Raw genomic sequence first — 14,544 nt, 5'->3', positions numbered from 1 at the left:
GTTCCATTGAAAAACTCCTCAATAAATGGCAAATAATGGTATTATTTCATACGTAATCTGAATAAACAATTATTAAATATTATCTCTACAGACGATACTCCATGGATGCAGAGACCCATTCCCACTGCAAATACTATAATATCGAAAACGACTTCTCCATCGCCGATCTTGCCGCCTTCCACGGCCATCTGGGTCCTTACATCGTCCTCGGGTACAGGATCGGGAAGTACGTGCGGAGCAACTTCTGCGACGACCCGTTCCGGATGAAGGCCGAGGTCCGTTGCGCCGGGGTCCCACCCCAGTCCTGCCTGGCAGACGGGGTCCAGCTCGGGAGCGGGTGCACGCTGGGGAAGCGGAACATCGAGATCATCCCCTCGGAGACCGTCAGTTGCGTCTTTAAGGCGGACGGGAGAACGATCGCCATAACGCCGCGCCCGTTCCCCCTTCCGAGGAAGGATATGGACTACGAGGCCGCAATAGAGGCTGTGGCCGAGGAGATGTACTACCGGCGCGACGACGAACTCTTCGACCTCTCCTGAAGAGCCATGACCCCGCCCGACCCCATCATCCGGCTTGAAAGCGTGTACACCGCCTACGAAGGGGCGGACCGCCCTACCCTGACGGACGTCTCTCTCGCGATAGAGAAGGGCGAGTTCGTGGTGATCGGCGGGCCGAACGGCGCCGGAAAGACCACGCTGCTTGAGACGATCAACGGGATGCTCCCCATCACCCACGGGATGGCTACCGTATGCGGGCAGGACGTGCGGAAGAACGGGGTGCAGGTCCGGTGCCGGGTCGGCTACCTCCTCCAGAGCTTCGCCTTCGATCCGCTCACCCCGTTCACGGTCGAAGAGGTTGTCCTGATGGGGCGCTTCGGGACGATCGGGCTCTTCCGGAAACCCAAAAAGGAGGACTACGAAGCGGTGCAGGGTGCCCTCTCCCTGCTCGGTATCGAGGACCTCGCCGCCCGCCCCATCGGGAAGCTCTCCGGCGGGCAGCAGCAGAAGGTGCTCATGGCCCAGAACCTGGCCCGCAACCCCGAGGTCCTCCTCCTGGACGAACCCTTCTCCAACCTGGACATGTTTGCCCGCGAGGAGATCAATCGCCTCCTCGCCGGTCTGGTCGGGGATGGGGTGACGGTGCTGATCGTCTCCCACGCCTTCGACGACCTGCCCGAGAGGGCGGTGCGGGTCGTGGTGATGCAGGAGGGGACGATCGTTGTCAACCGGGAGTGCTCCCCCGGAGAGGTCGAACAGGTCGTCCGGAACGCCGGAAGAGAGGCGCTCCATGCTTGAGTTCCTCATCCAGAACAACATCGTCTGCCATGCCGTGGAGGCGATGCTCTTTGCCTCCATCGCCTGCGCCATCTTGAGCGTCATCATCACCCAGGTCCAGATCTCCTCCATTGGGTTCACCATGGCTCATGCCGCCTTTGCCGGCGCAGCGGTGGGGATGTTCCTCTCCCTCAACCCGACCGTCTGTTCCATCGTGGCCGGGATCGGCGTCGCCTTCCTCATCGGCCCGCTCTCCGATAAGGCGCGGCTGTCTCCCGATACGTCGCTCGGGCTGCTCTTCGGCATCTGCATGGCCGTAGCCATCTTCTTCATCGCCTACATGCAGACCCTTGGACGGGGGTTCTCCACCATGGGCCTCCTCTTCGGGGATGTCATCTCCCTCTACCGCGAGGAGATCTACCTCCTCGTCGTCATCTGCATCGTGGCAGTTGCCTTTGTCCTGGTCCTCTACAAGGAGATCACTGCGATCATATTCAACAAGCGGATTGCGGAGTCGGTCGGGATCCGGGTGAAACCGGTCTACTACGCGATGCTCTTTATGATCGCGCTCACCGTTTCCCTCTGCCTCCCGATCATCGGGGGCCTCCTTCTCTACGTCTGGCTGGTCATCCCGGCAGCTATCGCGCTCCAGTTCTGCAACCGGCTCTCCTCGATGTTTGTGGTCGCCCCGGCCGTCGCCGCAGTTGTCAGCGTATCCGGAGCCCTCATCGGCCTGGAATACTCCCTCCCGGTCGCCCCCCTGACCGCCATCATCTTCTCCGTCGTCTTCATCGTTGCGGTGATCCTCTCACCCAGGCGGCGCGTCACGTTTCGAAAAACTTAAGGTGGTTGTCGCAACCATTCTCAATATGAAACTATTTCGTATCATCTTTTTCCTACTCATTTTGGGTTTGGTAGCACCAGGTGCGCATGCCCTCAGCGTCGTCTCCACGACCACCGTCCTCTGGGACCCCGCCCAGTACATCGGCGGTGAGAAGGTCGAGGTCATCTACATCGCCGATCCGACCATCTGCCCCCACATGCAGGCAGACATCATCCCGAACCGCATCCAGATGCAGAAGGAATTCATCCGCGATGCCGACCTCTTCATCGCCCACAACGGGTCGGTCGACCAGTCCTACGTGATGCCGTACGTCACCGACTTCATGGCCGCGAACAACTACGGCACGGTGTCGTGGGTGACCCTGGAGAATCCCTCCATGACCTGGAACACTCCGTCGGGGGCACAAGACCTCGCCCGTGAGGTGGCGGGATGGCTGATCGCCGCCGACCCGGCAAACCAGACCTACTACGAGACGCGGTTGAGCGAGTACCTCGCTGATATCGATGCTGCAGACCTCTCTGTGGAAGAACGGGAGGTAATTCCCGGCCAGGATGCCGTGGTGATGGTCTGGCAGCAGGATGCCGCGGTCGGGTGGCTCGGGCTGGACATGGTATCCCTCTACGCGCCGGAGTTCTACCAGGGCGGCAAGTTCACCCCGCAGAAGGTTGTCGATGACATCTACGCCAACCCCGCGAAATACCAGAATGTGCAGTATATCATCGAGAACATGCAGTCGGGCGAGCTGGCAAAGGGCCTCGAGGAGGCGCTTCGCGACAACGGGGTGCCTGTAGAGCGGGTCATCTTCACCAACTTCCCCAAGTCGCTCCCGGGCGTCGACTCGCTTTCCGATGTCATCCGCTACAACAAGGGCCTGGTCACTCCGGCACAGGCTGCGGTGGCGGAGGAGACTGTACCGGCAGCGACCGCTGCTCCGCTCCCCGCGGTGCTCTCAGTTGCGGCTATCCTGGGAGGCGGCGCCCTGTTGCTCCGCAGGCGGTAAGGATGAACGTCGACCTGAATCCCATCGGCTATGTCTCCTCGCCGTACCTGAAGAAGGAAGATGCCCCGCGTCAGGGCAGGCTGACCGAGACCGAAGCGGAGATCGTCATCGACGAGCAATATCTTCCCGGCCTGTTCAGGGTCGAGGAGAAGAAGCACCTCTTCGTGCTCTGCTGGTTCGACCGGGCCGACCGGAGTGTGCTCCGCACGACGCCCCCGCACAACCCGGTGGAACACGGCGTCTTTGCAACCCGCTCTCCAAACCGGCCGAACCCGGTCAGCCTCTCGCTCGTCGACGTCGTCGACATAACGGGCAACACGATCCGGGTCCGGGGGCTGGAAGCTCTCGACGGGACGCCGGTTCTCGATATCAAACCCTACTCGCGGGAGATCGACTGCCCGGAGTGATCGGGCGCGGCCGGGATCTCCGGCCGCCTGCGCATTAAGAGAGCAGTGCAACGTTTTTTTGCAGGTATCCCATCGGATGCGTTTCGTCAGCAGAAGGCCGCCCGATACCCCGGGGCGGCCTGAAAAATTGACGGGATCTTACTTCACCCCGATCAGCCGTGCCGAGTTAGCAATCACCGGGATCGAAGAGAGTTCGTGCAGGAGCGCTCCCGTCACCGGTGTGAGAATGTTGAAGACGGTAAGACAGACGGCAACGAGAAGAACGGCAACGGCGAAGACAAGGTTCTGCCGGATGGTCCGGAGGGCTTTCTGTGAGGTGCCGATGAGGTGCGGGAGTTTGAGGAGGTCGTCCGATAAGAGCACCACATCCGCGGTCTCGATAGCGACGTCCGTGCCGGCGTTGCCCATGGCGACACCCACATCCGCGGTCGCCAGCGCCGGGCCGTCGTTCACCCCATCGCCGACAAATGCCACCCGGTGTCCTGCTTCCTGAAACCGCTTCACGATCCCGACCTTTTCTTCCGGCATCATCTCGGCGTGAGTCTCGGATATCCCGGTCATTTCTGCGATCCTGGCGGCTGTCTCCCGGTTGTCGCCCGTTACGATGACCGTCCTGATGCCCGCCGTGTTGAGGGCGGCAACGGTCTCCTGTGCATGCTCCCGGAGCGTGTCCTCAAAGATCAGGAGACCGCTGACCACATCGTCGATCATCACGACGATGACACTCTTTCCCTCGCGGGTTCTGGCATCGATCTCCCGGAGAACGGTCCCGGGCAGGGTGATTCCCATCCTGGAGAAGAGTTTTGGGCGCCCGAGCAGGACCGTGTGCCCGCCGGTTCGGGCCTTCACGCCGAGGCCCGTCAGGAGTTCGCAGGATTCGGGGTCCATGACCCCGATCTCCTGCTCTTCAGCAGCCCGTACGACCGCCCTGCCTACCGGATGTTCGCTGAACTTCTCGGCGGATGCGGCATACCCTATCAGGCTGGTTTTGAGTACGTCGTCGAAGGGAACCGCATCGACGAGCTGCAGTTCCCCGAGCGTGAGCGTCCCGGTCTTATCGAAGATCACGGTATCGACCTGCGCCAGTGTCTCCACGGCTGCCCCCTTCTTCACAAGACTGCCCCTGAGCGCAGCATTCCCGATCGAGGCGACGAGCGCCGTCGGTGTCGCGAGGACGATCACGCACGGGCAGAAGACGATGAGCATGGTGATCGCCTGCAGGACGTTTCCGCTCCACCACCATAGCCCCACCCCCAGGATGATGGCTGCCGGCGTATACAGTTTTGCATAGCGGTCGAGCACACGCTCGACGGGCGCTTTCTCTTCCTGGGCGTCCGCAACGAGCCTGCGGATCTGGCCGAGCGTTGTCTCGGTCCCGACCCGGGTCGCACGGACCTCGATCGCTCCGTTCTCGTTGAGGGTACCGGCGAAGACGGTATCCCCTTTCTGCTTCTCCACCGGTACGCTCTCCCCGGTTATCGCCGACTGGTTGACGGCAGCCTCTCCAAACAGGATCTCCCCGTCGACAGCGATCCGCTCCCCGGAACGTACGATCAGAAGATCGCCGATAACCAGATCGTCAGGAGAGAGAGAAAGGTCTTCGCCGTTGCGCCGGACGGTCACCCGGTCGGGCAGCAGCCGGGCCAGCGCGTCAAGCGCCCGGTCGGCACGGGTGGCGACAAGATCCTCAAGGAGTCCGCCAAAGAGAAGGAGCACGGCGACAACGGCAGCGGCGGAGTACTCACCGATCGCGATTGCTGCTGCTGTGGCAAGGGAGACCGGGATGTCGGCGGTGAAATCTCCTTCGCGGATTCCCTGGATGGCGCTGTACCAGATGAATGACGACCCCACCAGAGCAGCTGCAAGGTATATCCAATCTCCATAGGCTTCCGGGGCGGTACCGGTAACGAGACCGGAAGCCTGGTACAGGACGGCAACCCCGAGGAGGATGCCGCTGACAAGCGTGAAGATTGTGCCTGGAGCGAGCAGGAATTCTCTATAGTCCCGGAGAAGAGATCGGGAGGCAGCAATCAATGGTCCAGAAGAATCGTGAGTCACATCCATTCTTGAATCACCGTACATAAAATACCGGAAAAGGGATTCTGTTGGGCAGAATGGACAAAAGAGTCCGCCTGCAACACGCCCTTCAGGTATTACATCTTTTAATCGATATCATACTTAATCTTATTTATCAACCTTAATTTTCATAACTCCGGAAGCAGAGTGGTTCATCTACCGGGAACTGCATCACCGGAGCCCCGGCTCTCTGCTGCCCGGCAGTCACGCTTCAATCGCAGGCGCGACGCCGGGCGATCGTGCCGCAGTGCCGCACAAAAAGCATCCGCTCCTGGCAGATACGGGCATGCCGTTCGATCGAGTAAGGCCTTCGAACCCTACGGCATCATCCGCGTGGCCGAAACATCCGGGAAAGACACCGCCTGCGGCCCGGTCGGCGGGAACGGGGCGTTGATGCTGCATTCCCTTCGGTCGCGGCCTTCTTAGTCTGGAAGCCGCAGTCGCCACAGGTCGGCATGATGGTCTTTTTCGCGGCCTGGCTACGAATCCGCCTTCTCCCACCAGACCTTCACCCGGGTCGAATCCCCGGGCACGACGATAACCCCTTCTGGTCCGACATACCGTTCCAGGTACTGCCTGAGCACCTCTTTCTGCTCCTCCGTCACGGCGAAGCACTTCGACGCGAAGTGGTCGACCGCCTCGTCGATGTCGACAAACCGGTTGATCTGTCGGAGGGGGAACGTCTTGATATTCGGATAGATACCCATTGAGTACAGGACGTTGTAGAGGATATCGCATTTGGGTGAGGAGGCGAACGACGAGCCGTGGAGGAGAGGCCAGAGCTCCCGCGACATCGCGTCCCATGACGTCTCCCCGGCAAACCAGTAGATGTAAACATACCGGGAGGATGCCTCCTCGAGTTTCCTGACGGTGTCCACGATATCGGGGACGTCAAGGGAGTAGGACGCGAATACGACATCGTACGGCGGGCTGAGATCGTCTGCTACACTGACGTCCTCCCACCGTTTCGGCACCACATCGATGTTGCCGATCCCTTCCGCTGCTATCTCCTCATCGAACACCGATCGCATCCCCTCCGAGGGTTCGACCGCCGTAACGTGGCTGACCCGCCTTGCTATGGGGATGGCAAGGGCTCCCGGCCCCGCCCCGACGTCGAGCACCCGTGACGTGTCCGTCAGGGGCAGGTCCCGGAGGGTCTTTTCGATCCGCTCTCCGTTATTCTCCTGTGCCGCCCGATAAAACCTGCGGGCCGCGCCTTTTGCGTCCCAGAAACTCGCATCTGCTGAGTCTCGGTTCGCTTCGTGGTGTCGTCTCCGCTGTTCTCTCCATATGCAGTTCCAGTCAATTGAGCGGGTTTCCATACTTCTCCTCCTGGTATTCCTGGATCATCGCTTTCATCGGCTCACAGGGGACATTCAGGGCTTCCTGACAAACATCTCGGAGTACAGCGCAAACCGTCCTGCATCGACGGGATAGGTGAACCGGATTCCGTCGTTTCCGCAGACCATACAGAGCGGTCGGGCGGCGCCGAAGTCCATGTTGCCCTCGCCGGTGGCATACCGGTCGTTCACTTCGAGATAAACGACTTTGCCGATGACGAGTGCATACTTCTCCCTCGTGATCTCCTCGACGAGCCGGCACTCCATCCATGCGACTGACCCCTCGATGCCCGGTGGTGCGACGACGACCGAGGGGCGGGGGGTGAGCCCTGCTTCCTCGAACTCGTCGACTTCGGGCGGGTAGTTCCGGGCGCAGACCATCACCTCTTCGACCATCGCGGCCGGCGGTACGTTGACGACGAACTCGCCGGTTTCCCTGATGTTGTCGAGGGTGTCGCGCCGTAGCCATGAGGCAAGGACGACCTCGTCGAGAGGCCGAAGGATCGGCGTGATATTCCCCCACGGTGCGGCATTGCGGGTCCCGGTCTTCGAGACCGTCGAGATGAGCACCACGGGGAGCGGCAGGACGTTTTCGCGTTTGTGCGGTGATAGTTGCATGATTCTTACACCCGTTGCATTTGATCTCAGCATTATGCTGTATGGCGTTTACCGCCTTTCCAGCACTTCGACCAGTGTGCCGATGGCCTGATGCCCATCCGTCAAAGCCTGCCCGCCGAGACCTGCTTCAAGGATGCCGGGTTCCTGCGGGATTTCACAGACGATCCGGGACGGGTCCGCAACTCCTTCTCGCACCCGGGCAGCCATGGCCGGATCTGCCTTGTTCAGCACGTAGTAGAGCGGGACACCGATCCCCTCCGCCATTCCCGTAATCTTCTCCGCGAGCCGTAGCGACTCGAACGAGGGGTCGAGCACCATGAGGATCACGTCGGCCTCCTGATCGATTCCACGGCCGAAATGCTCGATCCCTGCCTCGGTGTCTGCGATGACGACATCGTTGTCACCGAGGTGGAGGCTTCCAAGAAACTGCCTGGCAAGCATTCCCATCGGGCATGCACACCCCTCTCCTGCGTCGTGGATCTTGCCGATGGCGATGAGTCGAACGCCATGATCTTCGGCGACATAGTCCTCAGGAAGGCTATCAAGTGTCCATGTCCCCTCGATCACGTTGACGGATGCGTTGTCCCGCATCGCCGCCATGAGCTTCGTTCCCACGACCTTCTTGCCCCCAAAGTATCCCATCAGATCGGACGGTGCGTCCGTCCCGAGCAGACGATGCAGTCCGAGGTTCGATTCATCGGTATCGACGACCAGCACGGGGTGGTTCCGCCGTGCATACTCACGTGCGAGCAGGGCAGTGAGAGTGCTCTTTCCGCTGCCCCCTTTTCCACAGATAGCGATCTTCATTTTATCTCCGCTTCCTTTGTTTGCCCATTCCAGTGTACGGGCATTGGTATTTTAGTGATACTATTGTATATATTAGTAATACTAGGTGCAAAAAAATATATTTTTGATATTCTTTAGTAAAAATAATTCACTCATATATAACACTAATCCAATTCACAACTATGAAACGAGTCGTTGTGCTGGAGGGGCAAACGGTGTGCCGAGTCCTGAATGCTACCAATATTGAGTTATATCATATTTATTGGGATTTTTTTACATAAAACCAATTATTTATTAGATATTAAGCGAATCTCCTTCATATCGCAGGGTGCGGCAGCTTCCAGGACGCCGATGCCCCGGGAGAGGCATGTACGACAGTATCATCCAGACAGTGACGCTCGCTGCCAGCCTGCTCGGCGAGATGGTCCCGATGATGATCGCCGGGGTCTTCCTCGCCGAGATGCTCGTCGCCCTGAATGTCGCCGGGAAGATTGCAGTCTTCTCCCGCCCCCTCACCACGTTCGCCCGCCTCCGGGAGGAGTGCGGGACGAGTTTTCTCATGGCCTTCGTCTCTCCGCCAGCCGCGAACGCCATGCTGCTGGACTACCATACAAAGGAGATCATCAACCGCAAGGAACTGATCATCGCGGCGACAATGAACTCGTTTCCGACGGTCGTGATGCACTGGCGCTACCTCCTCCCGGTCTACATCCCGCTCCTCGGCATCCCCGGCCTCATCTACTTTGGCCTGCTGATGCTCGTCGGCCTCGTAAAGACCGTGGTCATCATGCTCTACGGTCGGGCAGTCCTCACCCCGACGGCATGCACGCCGGTCATCCCCGAGGAGGAGCCGGCTGTCACGCTCCGGGAGGCGCTCGAGACGGCATGGGCATCCTCAATAAAGATCCTCAAGCGCCTGCTCTCGATCACCATCCCCACCATCGTCATCGTCGCTTTCCTCATCAACGCGGGCACCTTCGACCTGCTCGCCGGGTGGATGCAGGGCGCAGGAGGGGTCTTCCCCGTGCCCCCGGAAGGCTTCGCCATCATCGCGGCTCAGTTCGGCAGTTTCGTCGCGGGTGCGAGCGTCGCCTCCACCCTGCTCGCCACCGGGGATATGACCTGGCAGCAGATCATCCTCACGCTCCTTGTGGGGAACGTCCTCACCAGCGTGACGCGGAGTATCCGGTGGCTCGGGTCTTCGTACATCGCGATCTTCGGGGTGCGGACCGGGGCCGAGATCATGCTCGTCTCGACGGGACTCCGGAACGGGATCATGGTGATGCTGGTCGCGGTGCTGGCGTACGGCCTGGGCTGGGGATGAGGGTGCGGTGTTCGCACCCTACTTACCGGCCCTGTATCGCCCATATCTCCGGTATATCCTCCCCGCCGAGCAGCTCGACGATCGCCTGCACGTAGGGCTCCTGCCGGGTGCAGCCTCGGCGACGCGCGGGGATCGCTCCGCTGCCCCCATCCCTGCGTGGTCGGTGGCGATGTAGTACAGGAAGTCCTCCTCCGGGAGTCCCTACCGGCAGTTGACCTGTAGCCGGACGAAATCGGGGTTCCTCGGGTTCGGGAAGAGGGGCGCCCGCGTCTCAAGGAGCGGGATTGGGTTCCCGCCGCTCGATGCGCCGTCAAAGGCGGTCGCAGGCCACCCCCGGGCAGACCCGGCAGTAACGGCTCGATGGCATCGGCAGAAATTCTGATACATGAGCATCCATTGCGCCTCTACGCCTGCACGTAAACCATGCGATCCCCGTCTCCTCCTCGGACCCAAATAACAACACTCATCTCTCTTCCACTCCAACATCACTTCAGGTGAGAAAACCGGATGTCCCCCGCCATCCTGTACCGCCAGTTGCCCGGAGAGGGTCTCGATGCATTCATCGCGGAGTTCCGGAAAGCCGCCGCTCGCGACCCGTTCGGCACCGTCTTCATCGTCCCGACCTCTCATCTTGCCCGGGATATCGTTCGCCGCCTCAGGGAAGAGGGTGCCCCGGTCGTCGCCGACACGGTCACGACCCTCTCCGGGTTCGCCCGGAAGGTCTTTCTCGATTATGCGACATCGGAGACGCTGATCTCCAGAGCCGAGTCCCGGCTCATCCTCGCCCGCCTCCTCGACACCGGCAGGTACCCGCTTCTTTCCGGCACCGGGGCGGTCGACGAACTCGCGACCCTCTTTGAAGCCATCCTCATGCGGAAGGTCGATTACCCGGCCGCTCTCGACGGTCTCGCGACCGCCAGAGGTGTCGAGATCACCCGCCTCTTCGATGCCTACCGCCGGTTCATCGACGAGCATGACCTCGTCGACGAGAGCACGCTCTTTGCCCGGGTGGTCCGGATGCTCTCCGACACGGGTTTGTTCCGGACAGTCTATATCTATGGCATCTTCGAACCGATGCCGCGGGTAGCCGGCAGTCATTACCTCCGACCCCCCCGGACGGTCTTCGTCTACGGCCTCTTCGAGCCGATGCCGCTCGAACGCGACCTGCTTTTTACCCTGCGGGAATCTGCGGAGGAGTTTCATTACTCGATCCCTCACGCCAGAGATCCCACGGTCTTTGTCGATGATGGTGAGTGGTTGCTCCCGGGTACGGTCATCTCCGGGGATGCCCCGGACACCCGCCGCTCACGCCTCGCCACCCTCTTCTCCCGGTCTGAGCCTGCTGGCTGCGGAGGCTGCGTTCACCTCGCAGAACGGCGTGACCGTCTCGACGAGGTCCAGGCGATCGCGCAGGAGATCCGCGACCTGCTCGCCACCGGCGCGCGGCCGGGCGAGATCGCGGTCGCGTTTCCCGACGTAGCATCGGTGCTTCCCTATGTGGAGGAGGTCTTCCCTGACTTTGGGGTCCCGTACAGCGCATCCGACGGCCAATCGCTCTCTGCATCCCCGTTCGTCAGGACGCTCTTCACCGATCTCTCGAGACTCGATGGGACGAAGACAATTGCCGAACATATTGCCGCCTACCGCTTGCTCCTCGAGCGGTGGCAGGCCCCGGCGATGCAGGAGGAGGGCGATCCCGATCTCCACGAGGAGAGAGCACGGGTTCTCGGGGAGTTCTTCGATCTTCTCGCGTCGTTCGAACGCCTCGCCCGGCTGTTACCGGGAGAGAAGATGCCCGTTAAGGAGTTCTCCTCTCTTCTCGCGCAACTTGCCGCCGGAACCCGGACGGGTCATCGGCAAAACGGCGACGGCGTCCAGGTGGTTGACGTCCGGGAGGTTGCACACCTCTCCGTCCCCTATCTCTTTATCGGCAATCTTGTCGAAGGGACGATGCCGAGAACGACCACCTCGTCCCTGTTTGCCACCGATGCCGGGACGCGCTCTCCCGGGGCACGGTCGAGAGAGGATATCCTCCGGGAAGAGCGGTATTACTTCACCGCCGCCCTGCTCTCCGCGCACTCCAGGGTCTACCTGAGTTACCCCGCGGCTGACGGCGCAACGCCGATGGAGCGCTCCGGGTTCGTGGACGCCGTTCGTGAAGCATTCTCCCCGAAGACATGGGGGAACGGCGATAGCCCGGACTCCGGGCTCGCGACCGCCCGGCGGACTGGCACATCCATCGCACAGGGTGAGTCCGTCCTTGAAACGCTCCGGATCCTGCGCGCACTCGATCCCGCGGCGAACCCCGCCGACACGCAGGAGACCCCCCCGCCCTCTCCCCCGCTGCCGGACGATATCCCCGCGGCGACCGCCCTGCCGGGCATTCCCCCGAACGGAGAGAGGGGGCGTGTCTACTCGGTGAGCGAGATCGAGGCGTACCTCCGCGGCCCGGCCGAGTCCCGGCTGCCGGGTCTCGCTGCCAAGGATGCGATGACCCGGGATCTCGCCGTCCGCGAGGTCTTCCGCGGCCGCGATCCTGCCGCGGTACTGCGGCGGCACGGGCTGGACCCCACCCGGGCCCCGGAGTACCGGGAACTCTATACCCGGTTCCTCTCCTCCCCCCTGATGCTGGGGATCGTCCGCGACCACCGCGAGGTGCCGTTTCTGGTGCGGGTGAAGGGGATCGTGTTCAAGGGGGTCATCGACCGGTTGGTGCAACGGCTGAACGGCACCTGGATGCTCATCGTCTACAAGACCGGGACGCCGAGGGACGCCGGGAATTATGCGGCCCAGATGACGATCTACCGTCATGCTGCCGCCCAGGTCCTCGGGAGTCCGGTCACGCCCTACCTCTACTTCATCGATGCCGACCGCTGGGCGGAGATTGAGATGGACGAGGAGCGGGTCTTCGCCGAGATCGGGCGGGCGGTCAGGGGGATTGAAGAGGAGAGTCTCTGACGGCGAAGGGTTGCAGTGATATGGGGCGGCTCCGCCCTTGTCCGATTGCACGGGGGGGGCGAGGCCTCGCGACCTGAGCGAGCCGCACCACAGACACCCCTATCTATGGCCTTCCGGTTCTCCGCAGCCTGCCGCTCAGTCGTAGAGACCTATCGCCAGGTAGTCGTCGTCCGAGAGTTCATCCCAGAGTTCGAGGATGACCGAGCCGTCGTCCAGAACGTCGCCCGGGATAACCCAGTCGGAATCGACTTCCCTGACCTCTTTTACCCCGTCCAGGGTTCGGACAAGCACCTTCATCGCGGTATCCCTCGATATGGCCGGACCTGATGCCCGGGCATACTGCTGGCCTTACCGGGGAATGATCCCCGTCGGGCAAAAAGGTTCCCCGTCGTGCAGCGGCGTCCCGGGTGTTCGCCAGACTCCCTCTCTGTTCGGGGGCCAGAAATACCCGGGGTTTCTATGATCTGAACTCTACTCACTGCTGAAATCGTGCCGCACGGCCATTCCGGCACGCTTTTATCCTCACCGGTGCCAGCCTCCGTCATGAGTGAAATCTCGACGGGCATGCCGGCACCCGACTTCTGCCTCCCGGACGCGGACGACGAGACGGTCTGCCTCGCGGAGCAGCGGGGCGCCTATGTGGTCGTCTACTTTTACCCGAGGGACAACACATCGGGCTGCATCCTCGAGGCCCGGTCATTCTCCGATGCGATGGAAGCGTTCTCCCGCCTGAACACCCCGGTCTTCGGGATCAGCCCGGACTCGACGAAGAGTCACAGGCGGTTCGCCGAGAAACAGAACCTATCCGTCCGTCTCCTCTCGGACCCCGACCACCGGGCGATCGAGGCCTACGGCGCCTGGGTCGCGAAGAAACTCTACGGGAAGGAGTACATGGGGGTCGAGCGGAGCACCTTCATCGTCGACCCCGAAGGGAAGGTTGCTGCCGTCTGGCGGAAGGTGAAGGTGAAGGGGCACGTGGACGAGGTCCTGAAGAAACTTGAAAGCCTCACCATCGGAGTCTGACGGGTCGTCCTCCCCGTTCGGGGCAGGCGAGTTCGCAGGCGCGGCAGTGGTCGATCCGGCCTCTCCCTGCGGTCTTGTCGGCGTCCATCCGCGCCATGCACCGGTCCCGGCTGTACCTCCCGGTGGGGAAGGCGTCCATCGGGCAGACGCGGGTGCAGGCCCCCTCGCAGCCGGCGCAGGGGTCTTCTTCTCCTGCGAGACCCGCATCCGGGCAGTTCAGGTCGGCCCAGACCGCCCGGAACCGGACTCTCGGCCCGTAGCCCGGGACGAGGACGAGGTTGTTCCTCCCCATCCGTCCGATCCCTGCCAGAGAGGCCGCATCTTTGAGGTAGATCCCGCCGTCACCGATCCGGTAGGGGATGAGGCGGGCGCTGGTTCCGTACTCTTTCTGCAGCCAGCGGGCGAGGCCTTTGCCGATCTTCCCGAGGATCCGGTCGCCGGGCGTCCCCCGGCCCGCCTCCCAGAGGTCGAGTTCGGGGTGCCCGGGGTCGTGGTGGAGGCCGAGGACGATGTAGGTCCCCCGGTCTTCCTCTGATCCCGGACGTTTTTCCGCGACCGCCGAGGGACAGTTGATGAGTTCTTTTGCCGCCACGGCGCCTGCTACGTCCGCCCCGAGTTCATGGGCCTTTCGGATGGCTGCCCCGATGATCTCGTGGTCGTCGGGCATGATCTGGATATGGTTCCGTGGGGTAAAGAGCGATCCGGTGGGGTGCCGATCACTCCGGGTACTGCAGGATCGGTTCGAGATCTCGGTACCCGATCAGTTGCCCTGCCGCCCGGCGCTGGGACTGGTCGCCCCCGTAGACCACGAACGAGCGATCCGGGACGTTTCCGGAGAGACTGTTCCAGTAGGTGATCTCGTCAAAGAAGTCGGCACTTGCCGTTCTGCCGGTA

General features: G+C 61.8%; 14 protein-coding genes. 8 read left to right on the top strand and 6 right to left on the bottom strand.

Annotation, left to right across the window (positions count from 1 at the left end; genetic code table 11):
• Positions 1-101: 101 nt before the first annotated feature.
• From FKB36_RS06790 to tsaA, 5 genes are all read left to right on the top strand, one after another.
• Positions 102-539 (top strand): formylmethanofuran dehydrogenase subunit E family protein, encoded by a 438-nt coding sequence (locus FKB36_RS06790; RefSeq protein WP_261597298.1) that lies wholly within the window; start codon positions 102-104, stop codon positions 537-539.
• A 6-nt stretch (positions 540-545) separates the two neighbouring features.
• Positions 546-1,295, top strand: coding sequence for a metal ABC transporter ATP-binding protein (locus FKB36_RS06785; RefSeq protein WP_261597297.1), 750 nt, complete (start codon positions 546-548; stop codon positions 1,293-1,295).
• Positions 1,288-2,118 carry a metal ABC transporter permease gene (locus FKB36_RS06780; RefSeq protein WP_261597296.1) on the top strand — a complete coding sequence of 277 codons (831 nt, stop codon included), beginning with the start codon at positions 1,288-1,290 and terminating at the stop codon, positions 2,116-2,118. The genes FKB36_RS06785 and FKB36_RS06780 overlap by 8 nt, the downstream gene beginning before the upstream one ends.
• Before the next feature lie 67 nt (positions 2,119-2,185).
• On the top strand, positions 2,186-3,118 hold the full coding sequence (locus FKB36_RS06775; protein ID WP_261597295.1) for a metal ABC transporter substrate-binding protein: 933 nt from the start codon (positions 2,186-2,188) through the stop codon (positions 3,116-3,118).
• Between the two features lie 2 nt (positions 3,119-3,120).
• The gene (gene tsaA / locus FKB36_RS06770) at positions 3,121-3,525 is read left to right on the top strand and encodes a tRNA (N6-threonylcarbamoyladenosine(37)-N6)-methyltransferase TrmO (protein ID WP_261597293.1); all 405 of its coding nucleotides are present in this window, start codon (positions 3,121-3,123) and stop codon (positions 3,523-3,525) included.
• 138 nt (positions 3,526-3,663) lie between these two features.
• Here tsaA and FKB36_RS06765 read toward each other — a convergent pair whose 3' ends face one another.
• The 4 genes from FKB36_RS06765 to FKB36_RS06750 all read right to left on the bottom strand — a co-directional run bounded on the left by FKB36_RS06765 (position 3,664) and on the right by FKB36_RS06750 (position 8,366).
• The gene (locus FKB36_RS06765; RefSeq protein ID WP_261597292.1) at positions 3,664-5,559 is read right to left on the bottom strand and encodes a heavy metal translocating P-type ATPase; all 1,896 of its coding nucleotides are present in this window, start codon (positions 5,557-5,559) and stop codon (positions 3,664-3,666) included.
• 521 nt (positions 5,560-6,080) lie between these two features.
• The gene (locus FKB36_RS06760; protein WP_261597291.1) at positions 6,081-6,923 is read right to left on the bottom strand and encodes a class I SAM-dependent methyltransferase; all 843 of its coding nucleotides are present in this window, start codon (positions 6,921-6,923) and stop codon (positions 6,081-6,083) included.
• 54 nt (positions 6,924-6,977) lie between these two features.
• Entirely contained in the window at positions 6,978-7,559 is a 582-nt protein-coding gene (locus FKB36_RS06755) for a flavin reductase family protein (protein WP_261597290.1), read from the bottom strand.
• Positions 7,560-7,607: 48 nt separating this feature from the next.
• Positions 7,608-8,366, bottom strand: a complete 759-nt coding sequence (locus tag FKB36_RS06750; protein ID WP_261597289.1) for an ATP-binding protein — start codon at positions 8,364-8,366, stop codon at positions 7,608-7,610.
• Between the two features lie 346 nt (positions 8,367-8,712).
• Between FKB36_RS06750 and FKB36_RS06745 the strand changes: the two genes are divergently transcribed.
• Complete coding sequence (locus FKB36_RS06745) at positions 8,713-9,669, top strand: nucleoside recognition protein (protein ID WP_261597288.1); 957 nt, start codon at positions 8,713-8,715, stop codon at positions 9,667-9,669.
• 507 nt (positions 9,670-10,176) lie between these two features.
• Positions 10,177-12,627: a PD-(D/E)XK nuclease family protein gene (locus FKB36_RS06740; protein ID WP_261597287.1), complete on the top strand. Its 2,451-nt coding sequence runs from the start codon at positions 10,177-10,179 to the stop codon at positions 12,625-12,627.
• Positions 12,628-12,762: 135 nt separating this feature from the next.
• Here the strand turns inward: FKB36_RS06740 and FKB36_RS06735 are convergent, their stop codons facing one another.
• On the bottom strand, positions 12,763-12,924 hold the full coding sequence (locus FKB36_RS06735; protein ID WP_261597286.1) for a hypothetical protein: 162 nt from the start codon (positions 12,922-12,924) through the stop codon (positions 12,763-12,765).
• A 246-nt stretch (positions 12,925-13,170) separates the two neighbouring features.
• On the opposite strand from FKB36_RS06735, the gene bcp reads away from it, so the two are divergent.
• Positions 13,171-13,650 carry a thioredoxin-dependent thiol peroxidase gene (gene bcp, locus FKB36_RS06730; protein WP_261597285.1) on the top strand — a complete coding sequence of 160 codons (480 nt, stop codon included), beginning with the start codon at positions 13,171-13,173 and terminating at the stop codon, positions 13,648-13,650.
• Here bcp and FKB36_RS06725 read toward each other — a convergent pair.
• The gene (locus FKB36_RS06725) at positions 13,634-14,317 is read right to left on the bottom strand and encodes a hypothetical protein (protein WP_261597284.1); all 684 of its coding nucleotides are present in this window, start codon (positions 14,315-14,317) and stop codon (positions 13,634-13,636) included. The two genes, bcp and FKB36_RS06725, sit on opposite strands and share 17 nt — an antisense overlap.
• Positions 14,318-14,544 lie beyond the last annotated feature (227 nt).

Origin of the sequence: Methanoculleus formosensis (assembly GCF_025384765.1) — an archaeon.
GTDB lineage: Archaea > Halobacteriota > Methanomicrobia > Methanomicrobiales > Methanoculleaceae > Methanoculleus > Methanoculleus formosensis.
Note: the sequence above shows the minus strand (reverse complement) of the source record. Positions and strands in the feature narration are given on the sequence as shown.

Coding starts and splice junctions, on each gene's coding strand:
- FKB36_RS06790 (WP_261597298.1), top strand. CDS start 102: ATGGATGCAGAGACCCATTCCCACTGCAAATACTATAATATCGAAAAC.
- FKB36_RS06785 (WP_261597297.1), top strand. CDS start 546: ATGACCCCGCCCGACCCCATCATCCGGCTTGAAAGCGTGTACACCGCC.
- FKB36_RS06780 (WP_261597296.1), top strand. CDS start 1,288: ATGCTTGAGTTCCTCATCCAGAACAACATCGTCTGCCATGCCGTGGAG.
- tsaA (WP_261597293.1), top strand. CDS start 3,121: ATGAACGTCGACCTGAATCCCATCGGCTATGTCTCCTCGCCGTACCTG.
- FKB36_RS06760 (WP_261597291.1), bottom strand. CDS start 6,923: ATGGAAACCCGCTCAATTGACTGGAACTGCATATGGAGAGAACAGCGG.
- FKB36_RS06755 (WP_261597290.1), bottom strand. CDS start 7,559: ATGCAACTATCACCGCACAAACGCGAAAACGTCCTGCCGCTCCCCGTG.
- FKB36_RS06750 (WP_261597289.1), bottom strand. CDS start 8,366: ATGAAGATCGCTATCTGTGGAAAAGGGGGCAGCGGAAAGAGCACTCTC.
- FKB36_RS06745 (WP_261597288.1), top strand. CDS start 8,713: ATGTACGACAGTATCATCCAGACAGTGACGCTCGCTGCCAGCCTGCTC.
- FKB36_RS06740 (WP_261597287.1), top strand. CDS start 10,177: ATGTCCCCCGCCATCCTGTACCGCCAGTTGCCCGGAGAGGGTCTCGAT.
- FKB36_RS06735 (WP_261597286.1), bottom strand. CDS start 12,924: ATGAAGGTGCTTGTCCGAACCCTGGACGGGGTAAAAGAGGTCAGGGAA.
- bcp (WP_261597285.1), top strand. CDS start 13,171: ATGAGTGAAATCTCGACGGGCATGCCGGCACCCGACTTCTGCCTCCCG.
- FKB36_RS06725 (WP_261597284.1), bottom strand. CDS start 14,317: ATGCCCGACGACCACGAGATCATCGGGGCAGCCATCCGAAAGGCCCAT.